Annotated in this window: 18 protein-coding genes; 17 read left to right on the top strand and 1 reads right to left on the bottom strand. The window is 67.4% G+C overall.

Annotated features, from left to right (window positions below; translation table 11 throughout):
* On the bottom strand, positions 1 to 316 hold a 316-nt coding region (locus tag CON77_RS02390), incomplete at its 3' end, for an NAD(P)H-hydrate epimerase (RefSeq protein WP_304442144.1).
* Between the two features lie 201 nt (positions 317 to 517).
* Here CON77_RS02390 and rpsB point away from each other — a divergent pair.
* The 17 genes from rpsB to carA all read left to right on the top strand — a co-directional run bounded on the left by rpsB (position 518) and on the right by carA (position 16,967).
* Positions 518 to 1,264, top strand: coding sequence for a 30S ribosomal protein S2 (gene rpsB, locus CON77_RS02385; RefSeq protein ID WP_101047457.1), 747 nt, complete (start codon positions 518 to 520; stop codon positions 1,262 to 1,264).
* Positions 1,265 to 1,370: 106 nt separating this feature from the next.
* On the top strand, positions 1,371 to 2,267 hold the full coding sequence (tsf, locus tag CON77_RS02380; protein WP_101047455.1) for a translation elongation factor Ts: 897 nt from the start codon (positions 1,371 to 1,373) through the stop codon (positions 2,265 to 2,267).
* A gap of 153 nt (positions 2,268 to 2,420) precedes the next feature.
* Entirely contained in the window at positions 2,421 to 3,131 is a 711-nt protein-coding gene (gene pyrH, locus CON77_RS02375) for a UMP kinase (protein ID WP_101047453.1), read from the top strand.
* Between the two features lie 33 nt (positions 3,132 to 3,164).
* Positions 3,165 to 3,725 carry a ribosome recycling factor gene (frr, locus tag CON77_RS02370; protein WP_101047451.1) on the top strand — a complete coding sequence of 187 codons (561 nt, stop codon included), beginning with the start codon at positions 3,165 to 3,167 and terminating at the stop codon, positions 3,723 to 3,725.
* A 33-nt stretch (positions 3,726 to 3,758) separates the two neighbouring features.
* Positions 3,759 to 4,496: a polyprenyl diphosphate synthase gene (uppS, locus tag CON77_RS02365; protein ID WP_101047449.1), complete on the top strand. Its 738-nt coding sequence runs from the start codon at positions 3,759 to 3,761 to the stop codon at positions 4,494 to 4,496.
* 18 nt (positions 4,497 to 4,514) lie between these two features.
* Complete coding sequence (locus tag CON77_RS02360; RefSeq protein WP_101047447.1) at positions 4,515 to 5,336, top strand: phosphatidate cytidylyltransferase; 822 nt, start codon at positions 4,515 to 4,517, stop codon at positions 5,334 to 5,336.
* Between the two features lie 37 nt (positions 5,337 to 5,373).
* Positions 5,374 to 6,567: a 1-deoxy-D-xylulose-5-phosphate reductoisomerase gene (ispC, locus tag CON77_RS02355; RefSeq protein ID WP_101047445.1), complete on the top strand. Its 1,194-nt coding sequence runs from the start codon at positions 5,374 to 5,376 to the stop codon at positions 6,565 to 6,567.
* A gap of 13 nt (positions 6,568 to 6,580) precedes the next feature.
* Entirely contained in the window at positions 6,581 to 7,945 is a 1,365-nt protein-coding gene (gene rseP, locus CON77_RS02350; protein ID WP_101047443.1) for an RIP metalloprotease RseP, read from the top strand.
* A 12-nt stretch (positions 7,946 to 7,957) separates the two neighbouring features.
* On the top strand, positions 7,958 to 10,276 hold the full coding sequence (bamA, locus tag CON77_RS02345) for an outer membrane protein assembly factor BamA (protein ID WP_101047441.1): 2,319 nt from the start codon (positions 7,958 to 7,960) through the stop codon (positions 10,274 to 10,276).
* Positions 10,276 to 10,797: an OmpH/Skp family outer membrane protein gene (locus CON77_RS02340; protein ID WP_198552242.1), complete on the top strand. Its 522-nt coding sequence runs from the start codon at positions 10,276 to 10,278 to the stop codon at positions 10,795 to 10,797. The genes bamA and CON77_RS02340 overlap by 1 nt, the downstream gene beginning before the upstream one ends.
* 10 nt (positions 10,798 to 10,807) lie before the next feature.
* Positions 10,808 to 11,842, top strand: coding sequence for a UDP-3-O-(3-hydroxymyristoyl)glucosamine N-acyltransferase (lpxD, locus tag CON77_RS02335; protein WP_232788372.1), 1,035 nt, complete (start codon positions 10,808 to 10,810; stop codon positions 11,840 to 11,842).
* Entirely contained in the window at positions 11,839 to 12,279 is a 441-nt protein-coding gene (gene fabZ / locus CON77_RS02330; protein ID WP_101047437.1) for a 3-hydroxyacyl-ACP dehydratase FabZ, read from the top strand. Before lpxD ends, fabZ begins: the two co-directional genes overlap by 4 nt.
* Positions 12,280 to 12,295: 16 nt before the next feature.
* Positions 12,296 to 13,090, top strand: a complete 795-nt coding sequence (gene lpxA / locus CON77_RS02325; protein ID WP_101047435.1) for an acyl-ACP--UDP-N-acetylglucosamine O-acyltransferase — start codon at positions 12,296 to 12,298, stop codon at positions 13,088 to 13,090.
* Entirely contained in the window at positions 13,090 to 14,253 is a 1,164-nt protein-coding gene (lpxB, locus tag CON77_RS02320) for a lipid-A-disaccharide synthase (protein WP_232788371.1), read from the top strand. The genes lpxA and lpxB overlap by 1 nt, the downstream gene beginning before the upstream one ends.
* On the top strand, positions 14,225 to 14,887 hold the full coding sequence (gene rnhB / locus CON77_RS02315) for a ribonuclease HII (RefSeq protein WP_101047433.1): 663 nt from the start codon (positions 14,225 to 14,227) through the stop codon (positions 14,885 to 14,887). Before lpxB ends, rnhB begins: the two co-directional genes overlap by 29 nt.
* Positions 14,884 to 15,648, top strand: a complete 765-nt coding sequence (locus tag CON77_RS02310) for a TrmH family RNA methyltransferase (RefSeq protein ID WP_101047431.1) — start codon at positions 14,884 to 14,886, stop codon at positions 15,646 to 15,648. Before rnhB ends, CON77_RS02310 begins: the two co-directional genes overlap by 4 nt.
* Before the next feature lie 152 nt (positions 15,649 to 15,800).
* Positions 15,801 to 16,967: a glutamine-hydrolyzing carbamoyl-phosphate synthase small subunit gene (gene carA, locus CON77_RS02305; protein WP_101047429.1), complete on the top strand. Its 1,167-nt coding sequence runs from the start codon at positions 15,801 to 15,803 to the stop codon at positions 16,965 to 16,967.
* Position 16,968 lies beyond the last annotated feature (1 nt).

The raw sequence follows: 16,968 nt of genomic DNA, 5'->3' as shown, positions 1-16,968 counted from the left end.
GGGCATCGGCAGGCAGACGCGTGGCATTCCCCAGCCAGAGCACCTGCACCCGGCCGCCGACCTTGGCCAGGTGCAGGTGCCAAGCCAGGGCCGCGACCAAACCATCGCCGCCGTTGTTGCCGCCCCCACACGCCACCCAGACCGAGCGGGCGTGGGGGCACAGCGCCCGCCCCAGGCGGAACACGGCCTGGCCGGCGCGTTGCATCAGGGTGTGCGGGGGCAGGGCGGCGAGCGCGGCGGCTTCCAGGGTCCGTGTGGCGGTGCTGCCGTGCAGGGGCAGCGGGACGGTCAGCGTGGCGAGGGGCAGGTGTTGCATGGAGGGCCGGGGCAGGGGGGGCTGGATGCCGATTTGCCGGGATGCTATACTCGAAAGGCTTTGTAGAGCGCGGTGTGTGCAAGCACCCGTGCAAAGCCAAGCGAAAAACCAAACGCAAACAGGCCCAACCGGGTGTCTGCCGTCCATTGTGCGGTGGATCGGGGCCTGATTTCAGTCCCAACCTCTGGAAAGATTCCAATCATGTCCATTTCCATGCGCGAAATGCTGGAAGCCGGTGTCCACTTCGGCCACCAAACCCGCTTCTGGAACCCCAAGATGGCTCCGTTCATCTTCGGTCACCGCAACAAGATTCACATCGTCAACCTCGAAAAGACGTTGCCGATGTTCGAAGAAGCCGCCAAGTTCGTGCGCCAGCTGACCTCCAACGGCGGCACCGTGCTGATGGTGGGCACCAAGCGCCAGTCGCGCGACATCGTCGCCCAGGAAGCCGCCCGTGCCGGCGTGCCCTGCGTCGAGCAGCGTTGGCTCGGCGGCATGCTGACCAACTTCAAGACCGTCAAGACCTCGATCAAGCGTCTGAAAGACATGCAGGCCCAGAAAGAAGCTGGCCTGGATTCCATGTCCAAGAAAGAGCAGCTGATGTTCGCCCGCGAAATGGAAAAGCTGGAGAAGGACATCGGCGGCATCCAGAACATGAACGCCCTGCCGGACGCCATCTTCGTGATCGACGTGGGCTACCACAAGATCGCCGTGTCCGAAGCCAAGAAGCTGGGCATCCCGCTGATCGGCGTGGTCGACACCAACCACAACCCCGAAGGCATCGACTACGTGATCCCCGGTAACGACGACTCGGCCAAGGCCGTGGCGCTGTACGCCCGTGGCATCGCCGACGCCATCCTGGAAGGCCGTGCCAACGCCGTGACCGACGTGGTCAAGGCCGTGCAGGCCGGTGGCGACGAGTTCGTCGAAGTGCAAGACGCCGCTTGAGCGTCTGCGCCCGCACAAAAAGGGGCTCCAGCAGCCCCTTTTTTGTAAGCGTTTTTTCACACAGACATCGAATCATTGAGCCGCAAGGTTCTGACGGAGTAACACTATGGCAGCAATCACCGCAAGCATGGTCGCCGAACTGCGCGCCAAGACCGACGCCCCCATGATGGAATGCAAGAAGGCCTTGACCGAGGCCGACGGCAACATGGACAAGGCCGAAGAGATCCTGCGCGTCAAGCTGGGTAACAAGGCCGGCAAGGCCGCCAGCCGCATCACCGCCGAAGGCGTGGTGGCCTCCTTCATCGACGGCACCAGCGGTGCCCTGGTCGAAGTCAACTGCGAAACCGACTTCGTCTCCAAGAACGACCTGTTCCTGGCCTTCTGCAACGCCGTGGCCGAACTGGTGGTCAAGAGCAACCCGGCCGACGTGGCCGCTGTGGCCGATTTGCCCCTGTCCATGGAAGGCTTCGGCCCGACCGTGGAAGACGTGCGCAAGGGCCTGGTCGGCAAGATCGGCGAGAACATGACCATCCGCCGCTTCAAGCGTTACAGCGCCGGCGGCCAACTGGCCTCCTACCTGCACGGCGTGCGCATCGGCGTGATGGTGGAGTTCGACGGTGACGCCGTGGCCGCCAAGGACGCCGCCATGCACATCGCCGCCATGAAGCCGGTGGCCCTGTCGGGCGCCGACGTGCCGGCCGAACTGATCGCCAAAGAGCGTTCTGTGGCCGAGCAAAAGGCCGCCGAATCCGGCAAGCCGGCCGACATCGTCGCCAAGATGGTCGAGGGCTCGGTGCAGAAGTATCTGAAAGAAGTGTCTCTGCTGGACCAGGTGTTCGTCAAGGCCGCCGACGGCAAGCAGACTGTGGGCGCCTACCTGAAGTCGGTCAACACCGCCGTCAAGGGCTTCACCATGTTCGTGGTGGGCGAAGGCATCGAGAAGAAGGTGGAAGACTTCGCTGCCGAAGTGGCCGCTGCCCAGGCCGCTGCCCAAGGCGCCTGATCGCTGCCCCACACGGCCCCACCCGCGGGCCGCGAGGGTCGTGCCGGCTGCCTGGCCCGACTCACAAAAAATTACACGGCTGGTCCCGCATGGGGCCGGCCGTTGTCACGCTGAAGCCCCTAAAATCCTTAAGATTTGACTTTGTTGCCGCCTATGCCAGTCCACCAGCGCATCCTCCTCAAACTCTCCGGTGAAGCCCTCATGGGCGACGACGCGTTCGGCATCAACCGATCGACGATCGAGCGCATCGTCGGGGAGGTGGCCGAGGTCACCCGCCTGGGGGTCGAGGTGGCGGTCGTCATCGGCGGTGGCAACATCTTCCGCGGTGTGGCCGGGGGCTCCGTCGGCATGGACCGCGCCACGGCGGACTACATGGGCATGCTGGCCACGGTCATGAACTCCCTGGCCCTGGGTGACGCCATGGAAAAGGCCGGCGTCAAGGCCCGTGTGATGTCCGCCATTGCCATCGACCAGGTGGTCGAGCCCTATGTCCGACCCAAAGCCCTGCAGTACCTGGAGGAGGGCAAGGTGGTGGTGTTTGCGGCCGGTACCGGCAACCCCTTCTTCACCACCGACACCGCCGCGGCCCTGCGCGGTGCCGAGATCGGCGCGGAGATCGTGCTCAAGGCCACCAAGGTCGATGGCGTCTACACCGCCGATCCCAAAAAAGACCCGACCGCGACGCGCTTCCAGTCCATCAGCTTCGACGAGGCCATGTCGCGCCAGTTGCAGGTGATGGACGCCACCGCCTTCGCGCTGTGCCGCGACCAGAACCTGCCGGTGCGGGTGTTCAGCATTTTCAAGCCGGGTGCGCTGCGCCGCGTGGTGCTGGGTGAAGACGAAGGCACGCTGGTGCACGTCTGAGTGCGCCGGTCCTACAGAACAACGAGGTGAACCATGGAACTGTCTGAAATCAAACCCACCACCGAGCACAAGATGAACCAGTCGCTGGAGGCGCTCAAGGGCCAGCTGGCCAAGGTGCGCACCGGCCGTGCCAACCCAGCCCTGCTGGACACCGTGCACGTCGAGTACTACGGCTCCATGGTGCCGCTGTCGCAGGTGGCCAACCTGACCCTGATCGACGGCCGCACCATCGGCGTGGCCCCCTGGGAAAAAGGCATGGGCGCCAAGATCGAAAAGGCGATCCGCGAATCCGACCTGGGTCTGAACCCGGCGTCGCAGGGCGATCTGATCCGCGTGCCGATTCCCGCCATGACCGAAGAGCGCCGCAAGGAGTTGACCAAGGTGGTGCGCGGTGAAGGCGAGCAAAGCAAGATCGCCATCCGCAACCTGCGCCGCGACGCCAACGAACACGTGAAAAAGCTGGTCAAGGACAAGCTGGCCTCCGAGGACGACGAGCGCCGCAGCCAGGACGAGATCCAGAAGCTGACCGACAAAATGATCGGCGAAGTGGACAAGATCATTGCCTCCAAAGAACAGGAATTGATGGCGATCTGACCGCGCGTCCGCCCGCTTGTGTCGCCTTGTTCGATGGTGTCCGATTCCCTTCCCCCGTCCGCGGTGCCGACGCACGTGGCCATCGTCATGGATGGCAATGGCCGCTGGGCCAAGCAGCGCTTTTTGCCGCGCTTGGCCGGCCACCGCCAGGGCCTGGAAACCCTGCGCGCGGTGGTGCGCTGGAGCATGGCCCGCGGCGTGCGCGTGCTCACCGTGTTCGCGTTTTCGTCCGAAAACTGGAAGCGCCCGGCCGACGAAGTCTCTGGCCTCATGGGCCTGATGGCCAAGGCCCTGGTGCGCGAGGTGCCCGATCTGCTGAAGGCGGGCGTGCAACTGCATTTTCCCGGTGACCGCTCGGGCCTGCCCGCGGCCGTGTCGCAAGGCCTGCTGCAGGCCGAGCGCGACACCGCCGGCAACGAGCGTCTGGTGTTGAACATCTGCTTCAACTACGGTGGGCGCTGGGACATCGTGCAGGCCGCCGCCCGGCTGGCCGAATGTGGAGCCACCATCACCGAGCAGGCGCTGTCGGCCGAACTGGCCCTGTCGCACGTGCCCGACCCGGATCTGCTGATCCGCACCGGGGGCGAGGTGCGGATCAGCAACTTCCTGCTGTGGCAACTGGCCTATAGCGAACTGTATTTTTCCGACCGGCTCTGGCCCGCCTTCGACGAGGCCGAGTACGACCGTGCGCTGGCCGTCTTCGCCGGCCGCGAGCGCCGTTTCGGCCAGACGACCGAGCAGCTGCAGGCGCCGTCTGCGGCCCCCCACTGACCGACCGGCCTTCCCTTCATGCTCAAACAACGTGTGATCACCGCGCTGCTGCTGCTGGCGGTGCTGTTGCCGGCCCTGTTTTACCCGAGCCCCGAACCGTTTTGCGCGGTCACGCTGCTGCTCATCGTGGGTGGCGGTTGGGAGTGGGCGCGCCTGAACGGTTTCGGCCCCGTCGCGTCCTGGCTGTCGGGTGGCTTGCTGGGCGCCGTGTTGCTGGGGCTCTGGTGGCAACTGGGCCTGACCACCCCCATGCCCGGCTTGTGGCTGGCGGCCGCAGGGCTCTGGGGGCTGTTGTCGGTCGGGCTGCTGCGCGCCGGGGTGGCCGGCTGGCCGCGCATCCCCCGTGCCCTGCGTTTTGGGCTGGGCTGGGTGCTCATTGGCCTGGCGTGGTGGGCCATGGCCCAGGCGCGCCACCTGGGCGTGGCCATGCTGCTGAGCATGCTGCTGCTGGTCTGGATGGCCGACATCGCGGCGTATTTCGGCGGTCGGGCCTTCGGTCGCCGCAAGCTGGCGCCCACCATCAGCCCCGGCAAAAGCTGGGCCGGGGTGTACAGCGGTGCCTTGGGGGTGCTGCTGCTGGCGCTGGCCTGGGTGGCGGTTGATCCGGCTGGCACCAGCCTGTACGGTCGGCTCTGGGCCCTGGGGCCTGTACCGGCGCTGCTGGCCTTGTTCGGCCTGACAGCCCTGAGCGTGGCCGGCGACCTGATCGAGTCCCTGGTCAAGCGCAGCGCCGGCGTGAAAGACTCCAGCGGCTTGCTGCCGGGCCACGGCGGTGTGCTCGACCGTGTCGATGCCCTGCTGCCGGTGTTGCCGGTGGCCATGATGTTGGCGACCTGGTGACGCCGGGCGCCGCGAACCTTTCTTTCTTCACACCGGCATGCCTGCGCCCACCCCGTCCCGTCCCCAGCGCGTCACCGTGTTGGGCTCCACCGGCTCCATCGGCACCAGCACGCTGGACGTCATCGGTCGCCACCCCGAGCGTTTCGAAGTGTTTGCGCTCACCGCTTTCAGCCGGGTCGAGGAATTGCTGGCCCAGTGCCTGCGTTTTCGCCCGCGCTACGCCGTCATCGAGGCGCGCTACGCGCCCACGCTGCGCCAAGGGTTGCAGCAGCACGGCCTGCCGACCGAGGTGCTGTCGGGAGAGCAGGCGCTGTGTGACGTGGCCGCCGACGCGGACGTGGACGCGGTCATGGCCGCCATCGTCGGTGCCGCGGGCCTGCCGCCCTGTCTGAGCGCGGCCCGTGCCGGCAAAAAGCTGCTCCTGGCCAACAAGGAGGCCCTGGTGGTGGGCGGCGATTTTTTCATGGACACGGTGCGCCGCGGTGGGGCCACGCTGCTGCCCATCGACAGCGAGCATTCGGCCGTCTTCCAATCCCTCCCGGACGACCCGGCCACCTGGGCCGCGCGCGTCGACAAAATCATCCTGACCGCCTCGGGCGGGCCCTTCCGCCAGCGCGATCCGCAGACCCTGGCCGAAGTCACCCCGGAGCAGGCCTGTGCCCACCCGAACTGGGTCATGGGCCGCAAGATTTCGGTCGATTCCGCCACCATGATGAACAAGGCGCTGGAGGTGATCGAGGCCAAGTACCTGTTCGGCGTGGCACCCGAGCAGATCGAGGTGGTCATCCACCCCCAGAGCGTGGTGCACTCCATGGTGCAGTACCGCGACCGCTCGGTGGTGGCGCAGCTGGGCACGCCCGACATGCGGGTGCCGATCGCCTACGGCCTGTCCTGGCCCGACCGCATGGACTCCGGCGCCCAGGCCCTGGATTTTCTGGCGCTGGGGGGCTTGACCTTCGAGCCACCCACCCCCGAGCGTTTCCCCGGTCTGTTCCTGGCTTGGGAGGCGCTGCAGGCCCCGGCGGGCACCACGGCGGTGCTGAACGCGGCCAACGAGGTCGCGGTGGCGGCCTTCCTGGCCGGGCAATTGCGTTTCGACCGCATCCCGGCGCTCAACCGTGCAACTTTGGAGGCCTGCCCGCCCTCCAAGCCCGATGGCCTGGAGGCCCTGGTGGACCTGGACCGGTCCGCCCGGGCCTGGGCCGAGGCGCAGGTGCGCCGCTGGTCCTGAAGAAGGAGTGCAGATGCTGACGGTGCTGTCTTTCGTCGTGGCGCTGGCGATCCTGATCGCGGTGCACGAATACGGCCATTACCGGATGGCGCTGGCCTGCGGCGTTCGGGTGCTGCGCTTTTCCATCGGTTTTGGCAAGCCCCTGTGGCGCTGGACCTCGCGCCAACGCGGCACCGAATTCGTGTTGTGTGCCTTGCCGCTGGGCGGCTATGTGCGGATGCTGGACGAGCGCGAGGGTCCGGTCGATCCGGCCGAGCGCCACCGCGCCTTCAACACGCAAAGCCTGCGCGCGCGCGCCGCCATCGTGGCGGCCGGGCCGGCGGCCAACCTGCTGCTGGCCGTGCTGCTGTACGCAGTGGTCTCGTGGTACGGGGTGGAAGAGCCCGAGCCCATCTTGTCGAGCCCGCCCACCGCGACGCTGGCCGAGCGGGCCGGTCTGCGCGGTGGCGAACATGTCTTGCAGCTGGCCGCCGCGGACGCCGAGCCTGAGCCTGTCGTCTCCTTCGAGGCCTTGCGTTGGCACCTGACCCGGGCCGCGCTGGCGCAACAGGACGTGCGGCTGTGGGTGGCCGACAGCCCCGAGGGAGCGGCGCGCGAGGTCGTCCTGCCCCTGTCCGGCCTGGACGCACAGGACGCCGATGCCACCTTGTTCCAGAAAATCGGGGTGGTGGCGCCCTGGTCCGCTCCGGAAATCGGCGAGGTGCTGCCCGATGGGGCTGCTGCCGCCGCCGGCCTGCGCCCGGGTGATCGGGTGCGTGCCGTCGATGGACGCCCGGTGGCCGATGCGCAGCAACTGCGCACCTGGATCCGTGCCGGCGTGGCCCGCGACGGCCAGGCCCAAGCGCAGCGCTGGACGGTGGAGCGTGCCGGTCAGCGGCTGGAGTTGAGCGTCGTGCCCAAGGCCGAGCGCCAGGGCGATGCCTGGTCGGGGCGGGTGGGGGCCTACATCGGGGCGCTGCCCGCCATGCGCACCGTGACCGCCGGGCCCATCGAAGGCCTGTGGAAAGGCGCGGTCAAGACCTGGGAGGTGTCGGTCCTGTCGCTGAACATGATGTTCAAGATGCTGATCGGCGAGGCCTCCCTCAAGAACCTGAGCGGGCCGCTCACCATCGCCGACTACGCCGGCAAATCGGCCAGCCTGGGCGCCACGTCCTACCTGCTGTTTCTGGCGCTGATCAGCGTCAGCCTGGGGGTGCTCAACCTGCTGCCGCTGCCGGTCTTGGACGGTGGGCACCTGATGTATTATCTGTGGGAGGCGGTGACCGGGCGCCCGGTGTCCGACGTCTGGATGGAACGCCTGCAGCGCGGTGGTGTGGCCGTGCTGCTGTGCCTCATGTCCATCGCCATGTTCAACGATGTCGCCCGCTTGCTGGGCTGAAGACTCTCTTTCATGAAAATCAAGCAAACGCGTTGGCGCGGTGTCACCTGGGGTGCCCTGTTGTCCACGGTGGTCGCCTCCCTGCCGGCCTGGGCCGTCGATCCCTTCACCGTCCGTGACATCCGCGTCGAAGGCCTGCAGCGGGTCGAGCCCGGCACCATCTTCGCTTCCCTGCCGTTCCGTGTGGGCGACACCTACAACGACGAGCAGGGTTCCGCCGCCATCCGTTCGCTGTTCGGCCTGGGCCTGTTCTCCGACGTGCGCTTGCAGGTCGATGGCAACGTGCTGGTCGTCATCGTCGAAGAACGCCCGACCGTGGCCGACGTGGGCTTTTCTGGCGTCAAGGAGTTCGACAACGAGGTCTTGCGCAAGGCCTTGCGTGACGTCGGCCTGACCGAAGGTCGCCCCTTCGACAAGGCCCTGGCCGACCGCGCCGAGCAGGAACTCAAGCGCCAGTACCTCAACCGCAGCATGTACGCGGCCCAGGTGACCACCACCGTCACCCCGATCGAGCGCAACCGCGTCAACGTCAACTTCAGCGTGACCGAGGGCGACGTCGCCAAGATCACCGACATCCGCATCGTCGGCAACCAGGCCTTCAGCGAATCGACGCTGCGCGACCTGTTCGATCTGGACACCGGTGGCTGGCTGAGCTGGTACACCAAGTCCGACCGCTATTCGCGGGCCAAGCTCAACGCCGACCTGGAAAGCCTGCGTTCCTACTACCTGACCCGCGGTTTCCTCGAGTTCAGCATCGACTCCACCCAGGTGGCCATCGCCCCGGGAAAGGACGACATGTCCATCACCATCAATGTCACCGAAGGCAAGCGCTACGCCGTGTCTTCGGTGCGCCTGGAAGGCGACTACCTGGGCAAGGAAGCCGAATTCAAGACGCTGGTGAAGCTGCGCCCCGGCCAGGCCTACAACGCCGAGGATGTGACCGAAACCACCAAGGCCTTCACCGATTATTTTGGCGGCTTTGGCTACGCCTTTGCCCGCGTCGAGGCGGTGCCCGAGATCGACCGCGAGAACAGTGCCGTGGCCTTTGTGCTGCGGGCCCAGCCTTCGCGCCGTGCCTACGTGCGCCGCATCAACGTCGAAGGCAACAACCGCACCCGCGACGAGGTCGTGCGCCGCGAATTCCGCCAGCTCGAAGCCGGCTGGTACGACAGCGACCGCATCCGCCTGTCGCGCGACCGGGTGGACCGTCTGGGCTTTTTCACCCAGGTCAGCGTGGACACCCAGGAAGTGCCCGACGCGCCCGACCAGGTCGATCTGGTGGTGAGCGTGGTCGAAAAGCCCACCGGCAACCTGACCTTGGGTGCGGGCTACTCGCAGTCCGAGAAGCTGTCCTTCGTGGCCGGCATCCAGCAGGAAAACGTGTTCGGCACCGGCAACTACCTGGGCTTGAACGTCAACACCAGCAAGTTCAACAAGCAGCTGGTGGTCAGCACCACCGACCCGTACTTCACCGCCGACGGCATCTCGCGCTCGCTCGACGTCTACTACCGCACCACCCGCCCGCTGACCGAGCAGGAAGGCGACTATCGCCTGGTCACGCCTGGTGCCAGCATCCGCTTTGGTGTGCCCTTCACCGAAACCGACACCGTCTTCTTCGGCCTCGGGGTGGAGCAGACCCGCATCGAGCCGGGCAACGGCCTGCCGGTGGCCTACGGCACCTTCATCAACGATTTCGGCGATTCTGCCACCTCCATCCCCCTGACCGTGGGCTGGGCGCGCGACACCCGCGACAGCGCCCTGGTGCCGTCCGCCGGCCGCCTGCAGCGTTTCAACGGCGAACTGGGCGTGGCCGGCGACACCCGCTATGCCAAGGTCAACTACCAGTTCCAGCAGTACATCCCGCTGAACAAGAAGTTCACTCTGGCCTTCAACGCCGAAGCCGGTTGGGGCAAGGGCCTGGGCGGCAAGCCCTTCCCGCTGTTCAAGAACTTCTACGGCGGTGGCCTGGGCTCGGTGCGCGGCTTCGAGCAGGGCACCTTGGGCGGTATCAGCGCCATTCAGGGCAGCACCAGCAACTCCTACATCGGGGGCTCCAAGAAATTGGTGCTGAACACCGAAGTGATCGCGCCGTTCCCGGGCGCCGGCAACGACCGCACCCTGCGCATGTTCGGCTTCTTCGACATCGGCAACATCTCCGACGACACGCCGGGCAGCACCGCCAAGTTCACCGACCTGCGCGCCTCGGCCGGCGTGGGCATCAGCTGGATCTCGCCGGTGGGGCCGCTTAGAATCGCGTACGCCCGTCCGGTGCGCAAGCAGGACGGCGACAAGACCCAGAGCATTCAATTCCAGATCGGAACCTCGTTTTGATGAAATCGACTTTGCGTGAAATGTTGCGCCACGGCGTGTTGGCGTGTGTGCTGGGTTGTGCCACGGCCGCGATGGCGGCCCAGGACTTCAAGATCGGCTTTGTCAGCACCGACCGGATCTTCCGCGACTCGACCGCCGCCAAGGCCGCGCAGACCAAGCTGGAGCAGGAATTCGCCCGCCGCGAACGCGAAGTGGAAACCCTGGGCACCCAGCTGCGCACGGCGTCCGAGAAATTCGAAAAAGACTCGCCGACCCTGTCGGAGAGCCAACGCACCACCCGCCAGCGCCAGCTGGTCGAGATGGACCGCGAGTTCCAGCGCAAGCGCCGCGAATTCCAGGAAGACCTGAACCAGCGCAAGAACGAAGAGCTGCAGCAGGTGCTGGAGCGTGCCAACCGCGTCATCAAGCAGGTGGCCGAGGCGGAGAAGTACGACCTGATCCTCCAGGAGGCGGTGTACATCAACCCCAAGCACGACATCACCGAAAAAGTCATCAACACCCTCAATGCGGGTGGCAAGTGACGGGGTGTCTGTGACCGCCACCTTGCGCGAGATCCACGCCGCCTTGGGCGGCGTTTTGCATGGTGCGGGCGAGCGGGCGCTGTTGCGCATCGCCTCGCTCGCGGTCGCGGGTGCGGACGACCTGTCTTTCGTTTCGCACGCGCGCTACACCAGCCAGCTGGCCAGCACCGGGGCGGGCGGCCTGATCGTGCCGCCGGCGCTGGTCGAGGCGACGCGGGCGCGTGGCCTCGACTGCATCGAAGCGGCCGACCCCTACCTGTATTTTGCCCACCTGACCCAGTGGTGGAAGGCCCGTCGCGACGCGGCCGACCGCGCCGATGAGGCGCCCATCCACGCCACGGCCCAGGTGCACCCGTCGGCCCGCTTCGGCCATGGGGTGGTGGTGGGGGCTTTTGCCGTCATCGGGCCGCAGGTCGAATTGGGGCCGGGGGCGCACATCGGGGCGCACACGGTGCTGGAGCGTGGGGCGGTTGTGGGGGCGGGCACGCGCCTGGCCGCGCGCGTGGTGCTGGGGCGCGATTGCCGCATCGGCGATCGCGGCATCGTGCACAGCGGGGTCGTCATCGGAGCCGATGGGTTCGGCTTTGCCCCGCACCAGGGGCAGTGGGTCAAGATCGAGCAGCTCGGGGCGGTGCGCATCGGCCACGACGTGGAGATCGGCGCCAACTGCTGCATCGACCGGGGTGCCTTGGAAGACACGGTGCTGGAAGACGGCGTCAAGCTCGACAACCTGATCCAGATCGGCCATAACGTGCACGTGGGCGCCCACACCGCCATGGCCGGCTGCGTGGGCGTGGCAGGCAGTGCCAAAATCGGCGCGCATTGCACGGTGGGCGGTGGCGCGGTGGTGCTGGGGCACCTGACCCTGGCCGACGGCGTGCACATCTCGGCCGCCTCGGTGGTGATGCGCTCCATCCTGCAACCGGGCCAGTACAGCGGCGTCTTCCCCATCGACGACAATAAGAGTTGGGAAAAAAATGCCGCCACCTTGCGGCAACTGCACCGCTTGCGCGAGCGCATCAAAGCATTGGAAAACAGACCATGATGGACATTCACCAGATTCTCAAACAACTGCCCCACCGTTACCCCTTCCTACTGGTGGACCGGGTGCTGGCCGTGGAAAAGGGCAAGTCCATCCAGGCGCTGAAGAACGTCAGCATGAACGAGCCGCAGTTCACCGGCCACTTCCCGCACCGCCCGGTGTTCCCGGGGGTGCTGATGCTCGAGGCCATGGCCCAGACCGCCGCGCTGCTGGCCTTCGACACCCTGGGCGTGACGCCCGACGACAAGACCGTGTACTACTTCGCCGGCATCGACGGCGCGCGTTTCAAGCGCCCGGTGGAGCCCGGCGACCAGCTGGTGATGGACGTGACGCTGGAGCGCATGAAGGCCGGCATCTTCAAGTTCAAGGGCACCGCCCGCGTGGGCAACGAGGTGGCTTGCGAAGCCGAACTGATGTGCACCATGCGCACCATCGCCTGAAGCGCGGGAGCCGCGCATGACGAACATCCATCCCACCGCGGTGGTGGACCCGGCGGCGCAGCTGGATGCCAGCGTCACCGTCGGCCCCTACACCGTGATCGGCCCGCACGTGAAAGTGGGCGCGGGCACCACCATCGCCGCGCATTGCGTGCTGGAGGGCCACACCACCATCGGCCGGGACAACCGCATTTTCCAGTTCACCTCGCTGGGGGCGATCAACCAAGACAAGAAGTACGCCGGAGAGCCCTGCGAACTGATCATCGGTGACCGCAACACCATCCGCGAGTTCAGCACCTACCACATCGGCACGGTGCAGGGCGGCGGCGTCACCCGCTTGGGCAACGACAACTGGATGATGGCCTACACCCACTTGGCGCACGACTGCCTGGTGGGCAACCACACCATCTTCGCCAACAACGCGCAGATCGCCGGCCACGTGGTGGTGGACGACTGGGTGATCCTGGGCGCCTACACCTGTGTGCACCAGTTCGTGCGCATCGGCGCGCACGGCATGACCGGCATGGGCTCGGTGCTGCTTGCCGACCAGCCGCCCTTCGTGATGAGCGAAGGTCAGCCGGCAGGGGCGCGGTCCATGAACTTCGAGGGCTTGCGCCGCCGCGGTTTCAATGCCGCGCGCATCGCTGCCGTCAAGGCCATGCACAAGGCCCTGTACCGCGACAACCTGACCCTGGAGCAAGCCCAGGCCCGCATCGGGGCCTTGCCGGCGCAATACCCCGACGCCCAGGCCGACGTGGCGATGATGCTGCACTTCCTGCAGGGCCTGACCCCGCAGCGGGGCATCGTGCGCTGATGGCCGAGGCGCGCGGCGTGAGCGCGCTGGCCATGGTGGCCGGCGAGACTTCGGGCGATCTGCTGGCCGCCCAGTTGCTGGACGGCATCCAGCGGCGCTGGCCCGCGTGCCGAGCCTTCGGCATCGGCGGGCCGGCCATGCAGTCCCGGGGTTTCGAGGCCTGGTGGCCCAGCGAAAAGCTGGCGGTGCGCGGCTACGTCGAGGTGCTGCGCCATTACCGCGAGATCGTCGGCATCCGCCGGGCCTTGAAGGCGCGCCTGCTGACCGACCGGCCCCAGGTCTTTATCGGTGTGGACGCGCCGGACTTCAACCTCGATCTGGAGGGCGATTTGCGCGCCGCCGGCTGCAAGACGGTCCACTTTGTGGCGCCCGCTGTGTGGGCCTGGCGCCCGGAGCGCGTGGAAAAAATCCGCCGCTGCGTGGACCACGTGCTGTGCATCTTCCCGTTCGAGCCGGAACTGCTGGCGCGCCACGGCATTGCCGCCACCTACGTGGGCCACCCTCTGGCGCCCTTGATACCGAAAGAACCCGACCGCGCCGCCGCGCGCGCGCACCTGGGCCTGCCGCAGGACGCCCCGGTGGTGGCCTTGCTGCCCGGCAGCCGGCGCGCCGAAATCGAACACCTGCTGCCCCGGTTTTTGCAGGCCGCGCGCCTGATGCGCCAGGCCAACCCGACGTTGCGGCTGGTGGTGCCCGTGGTGCCGGCGCTGTGGGACGCCGTGCAGGCGCTGCTGCGCCAGTCCGGTCTGGCGGGTGAGGTGCTGGCGGTGCGGGGCGATTCGCACCGCGTGCTGGCCGCTTGCGACGTCACGCTGATCGCCAGCGGCACGGCCACGCTGGAAGCCGCGCTGTTCAAGCGCCCGATGGTGATCGCTTACCACATGAACTGGCTGTCCTGGCAACTCACCCGGCGCAAGATGCTGCAGCCCTGGGTCGGCTTGCCCAACATCCTGGCCGGCGAATTCGTCGTGCCCGAGTTGTTGCAGGACGCGGCCACGCCCGAGGCCCTGGCCCGCGAAACCCTGGCCTGGCTGGCCCCGGATGCGGCCACCCGGAGCCGGGTGCAGGCCTTGCAGCAGCGCTTTGCCGCCTTGCACGACGCGCTCTGGCGCGACACCCCGACCTTGGCCCTCGATGCGATCGAAACCGTCCTCGCGGCCTGAGCAGGCCGCCTTCACCTGGGACACGCCCGCCTTGATGGCCGGTGTGGACGAGGCCGGGCGCGGACCGCTGGCCGGGCCGGTCTACGCCGCGGCCGTCATCCTCGACGAGCAGCAGCCGATCGCCGGGCTGGCCGATTCGAAGAAGCTCTCGGCCGCGCGCCGCGACCGCCTGTACGACGAGATCCGGGCGCGGGCCCTGTGCACAGCGGTGGCCTGGGCCACGGTGGAGGAGATCGACCGCCTCAACATCCTGCAGGCCACGCTGCTGGCCATGCAGCGGGCCGTGGCCGGTCTGCGCCTGCGCCCCGGCCTGGTGTTGGTGGACGGCAACCGCTTGCCCGTGCTGGAGGTGCGGGCCGAGGCCATTGTCCAGGGCGACGCCAAGGTGCCGGCGATTTCGGCGGCCTCCATCTTGGCCAAGGTGGCGCGCGACCGCGAACTCGACCGCCTGCACACGGCACACCCGGCCTACGGCTTCGACCGCCACAAAGGCTACGGCACGGCGCAGCACCTGCAGGCCCTGCGTGCCTTCGGCCCCATTGCGGCGCACCGCCGCAGTTTTGCACCCGTGGCCGCGGCCCTGAGCGCCACGTCCTCTGCCGCGTCCCCGGTGGGCACGGCCATGCACCCATGAACGAAGCCATCACCTCCCGCGACAACCCCCTGGTCAAGCAGATCCGCGCCCTGGCCCAGGACCCCGGCGCCTACCGCAAGCTCGGTCAGGTCTGGCTGGAGGGCGACCACCTGTGTCGTGCCTTGCTGGCCCGCGGGGCCCAGCCGGCGGTGGTCGTCACCACGGCGGCGGCGCAACACCTGCCCGACGCCTGGGGGCTGGCCCCGGGGGTGCGCCGGGTGCTGCTGGCCGACGGGCTGATGGCCCAGGTCAGCGGGCTGGAGTCGCCGGCCCCGGTGGGCTGTTTGTTCGCCCCCACGCTCCACGCCGCGCCCGAAGCCGGGTGGCCGACCGTGGTGCTCGACCGCCTGCAAGACCCGGGCAACGTCGGCTCGGTGTTGCGCAGCGCGGCGGCCTTCGGGTTTCGGCAGGTCGTCGCGCTCAAGGGCACGGCGGCCCTGTGGTCGCCCAAGGTGCTGCGGGCGGGCATGGGCGCGCACTTCGGTTTGCGCCTGGTAGAGGGGGTGCAGGCCGCGGCCCTGGCCGATCTGGCGCTGCCGCTGCTGGCCACCAGCTCCCACGATGGCGCCTGGCTGCACCGGGCCGATCTGCCCTGGCCTTGCGCCTGGCTGCTGGGCCACGAAGGGCAGGGCGTGTCTCCGGAGTTGATGGCCCGGGCGCAACAGACGGTGCGCATCGCCCAGCCGGGGGGCGAGGAATCGCTCAACGTCGCCGCTGCGGCCGCGATATGCCTGCACGCCAGCGCCGCCGCCCGCTTGTGAGTGAACAACCGGCCAGCAAGCGGCGGGTGCGTCGGTTACAATAGCAAGGTTTACCCTAACCACACGCACCTGTCGGCGGCACAGGCCGAATCCCCTCGAAAACACCACTTTTCACAGCGGGCACAGGTGCGTCCAAAACTGGAGAGTTCCCCGTGTTTCCCGTCCCCGCACAAGCCATCCTCGCGCTCGCAGACGGCACGGTCTTTGTCGGCGCATCCATCGGCGCCACCGGTCAAACCGTGGGTGAAGTGGTGTTCAACACCGCCATCACCGGTTACCAGGAAATCCTCACCGACCCCAGCTACCGCCAGCAGATCGTCACCCTGACGTACCCGCACATCGGTAACTACGGCATCAACGAGGAAGACGTGGAGGCCGATGCCGTCCACGCCGCCGGCCTGATCATCAAAGACCTGCCCCTGCTCGCTTCCAACTTCCGCTCCACCCTGACGCTGAGCGACTACCTGAAGCGCGAAGGCACGGTGGCGATTGCCGGGATCGACACCCGCCAGCTGACCCGCATCCTGCGTGAAAAGGGTTCGCAGAACGGCGCCATCGTTGGCTTGGCCGAAGGCGTGGCCGTGACTGAGGCCCTGAAGGCGCAAGCCGTGGCCGCCGCCCAGGCCGCCCCCAGCATGGCCGGCCAGGACCTGGCCCAGGTGGTGAGCACCCAGGCCCCCTACATCTGGACCCAGACCGAGTGGCAACTGGCCCGCGCCGACGGCACACCGGGCTACGGCGAGCAGACCGCCCCGCGTTTCCACGTGGTGGCCTACGACTTCGGCGTGAAAAAGAACATCCTGCGCATGCTGGCTGAACGCGGGTGCAAGGTCACCGTGGTGCCCGCGCAAACCCCGGCCGCCGAAGTGCTCAAGTACAACCCCGACGGCATTTTCCTGTCCAACGGCCCCGGCGACCCGCAGCCTTGCGACTACGCCATTGCCGCCGCGAAAGAGTTGATCGAAACCGGCAAGCCGGTGTTCGGCATTTGCCTGGGGCACCAGATCATGGCCCTGGCTTCTGGCGCCAAAACCTTCAAGATGCCGCACGGCCACCACGGTGCCAACCACCCGGTGAAAGACCTGGACAACGGCCGCGTCAGCATCACCAGCCAGAACCACGGTTTTTCGGTGGACATGGACAACCTGCCCGCCAACCTGCGTGCCACCCACATCAGCCTGTTCGATGGCACCCTGCAAGGCCTGGAGCGCACCGACAAGCCCGCCTTCTGCTTCCAGGGCCACCCGGAAGCCTCGCCCGGCCCGCACGACATCGCCTACCTGTTCGACCGTTTCATCCAGCTGATGGAGGCGAAATAAC

Origin of the sequence: Macromonas nakdongensis (assembly GCF_002837145.1) — a bacterium.
GTDB lineage: Bacteria > Pseudomonadota > Gammaproteobacteria > Burkholderiales > Burkholderiaceae_C > Macromonas_B > Macromonas_B nakdongensis.
The sequence above is the reverse complement of the archived record's forward strand: the minus strand, read 5'-3'. Positions and strand labels throughout refer to the sequence as shown.

Excerpts from the sequence above, each read along its gene's own strand:
- pyrH (WP_101047453.1), top strand. The coding sequence starts at position 2,421 with ATGCCAGTCCACCAGCGCATCCTCCTCAAACTCTCCGGTGAAGCCCTC.
- bamA (WP_101047441.1), top strand. The coding sequence starts at position 7,958 with ATGAAAATCAAGCAAACGCGTTGGCGCGGTGTCACCTGGGGTGCCCTG.
- fabZ (WP_101047437.1), top strand. The coding sequence starts at position 11,839 with ATGATGGACATTCACCAGATTCTCAAACAACTGCCCCACCGTTACCCC.
- CON77_RS02340 (WP_198552242.1), top strand. The coding sequence starts at position 10,276 with ATGAAATCGACTTTGCGTGAAATGTTGCGCCACGGCGTGTTGGCGTGT.
- ispC (WP_101047445.1), top strand. The coding sequence starts at position 5,374 with ATGCCTGCGCCCACCCCGTCCCGTCCCCAGCGCGTCACCGTGTTGGGC.
- lpxA (WP_101047435.1), top strand. The coding sequence starts at position 12,296 with ATGACGAACATCCATCCCACCGCGGTGGTGGACCCGGCGGCGCAGCTG.
- rnhB (WP_101047433.1), top strand. The coding sequence starts at position 14,225 with ATGCGATCGAAACCGTCCTCGCGGCCTGAGCAGGCCGCCTTCACCTGG.
- uppS (WP_101047449.1), top strand. The coding sequence starts at position 3,759 with ATGGTGTCCGATTCCCTTCCCCCGTCCGCGGTGCCGACGCACGTGGCC.
- CON77_RS02360 (WP_101047447.1), top strand. The coding sequence starts at position 4,515 with ATGCTCAAACAACGTGTGATCACCGCGCTGCTGCTGCTGGCGGTGCTG.
- rpsB (WP_101047457.1), top strand. The coding sequence starts at position 518 with ATGTCCATTTCCATGCGCGAAATGCTGGAAGCCGGTGTCCACTTCGGC.
- frr (WP_101047451.1), top strand. The coding sequence starts at position 3,165 with ATGGAACTGTCTGAAATCAAACCCACCACCGAGCACAAGATGAACCAG.
- rseP (WP_101047443.1), top strand. The coding sequence starts at position 6,581 with ATGCTGACGGTGCTGTCTTTCGTCGTGGCGCTGGCGATCCTGATCGCG.
- tsf (WP_101047455.1), top strand. The coding sequence starts at position 1,371 with ATGGCAGCAATCACCGCAAGCATGGTCGCCGAACTGCGCGCCAAGACC.
- CON77_RS02310 (WP_101047431.1), top strand. The coding sequence starts at position 14,884 with ATGAACGAAGCCATCACCTCCCGCGACAACCCCCTGGTCAAGCAGATC.
- lpxB (WP_232788371.1), top strand. The coding sequence starts at position 13,090 with ATGGCCGAGGCGCGCGGCGTGAGCGCGCTGGCCATGGTGGCCGGCGAG.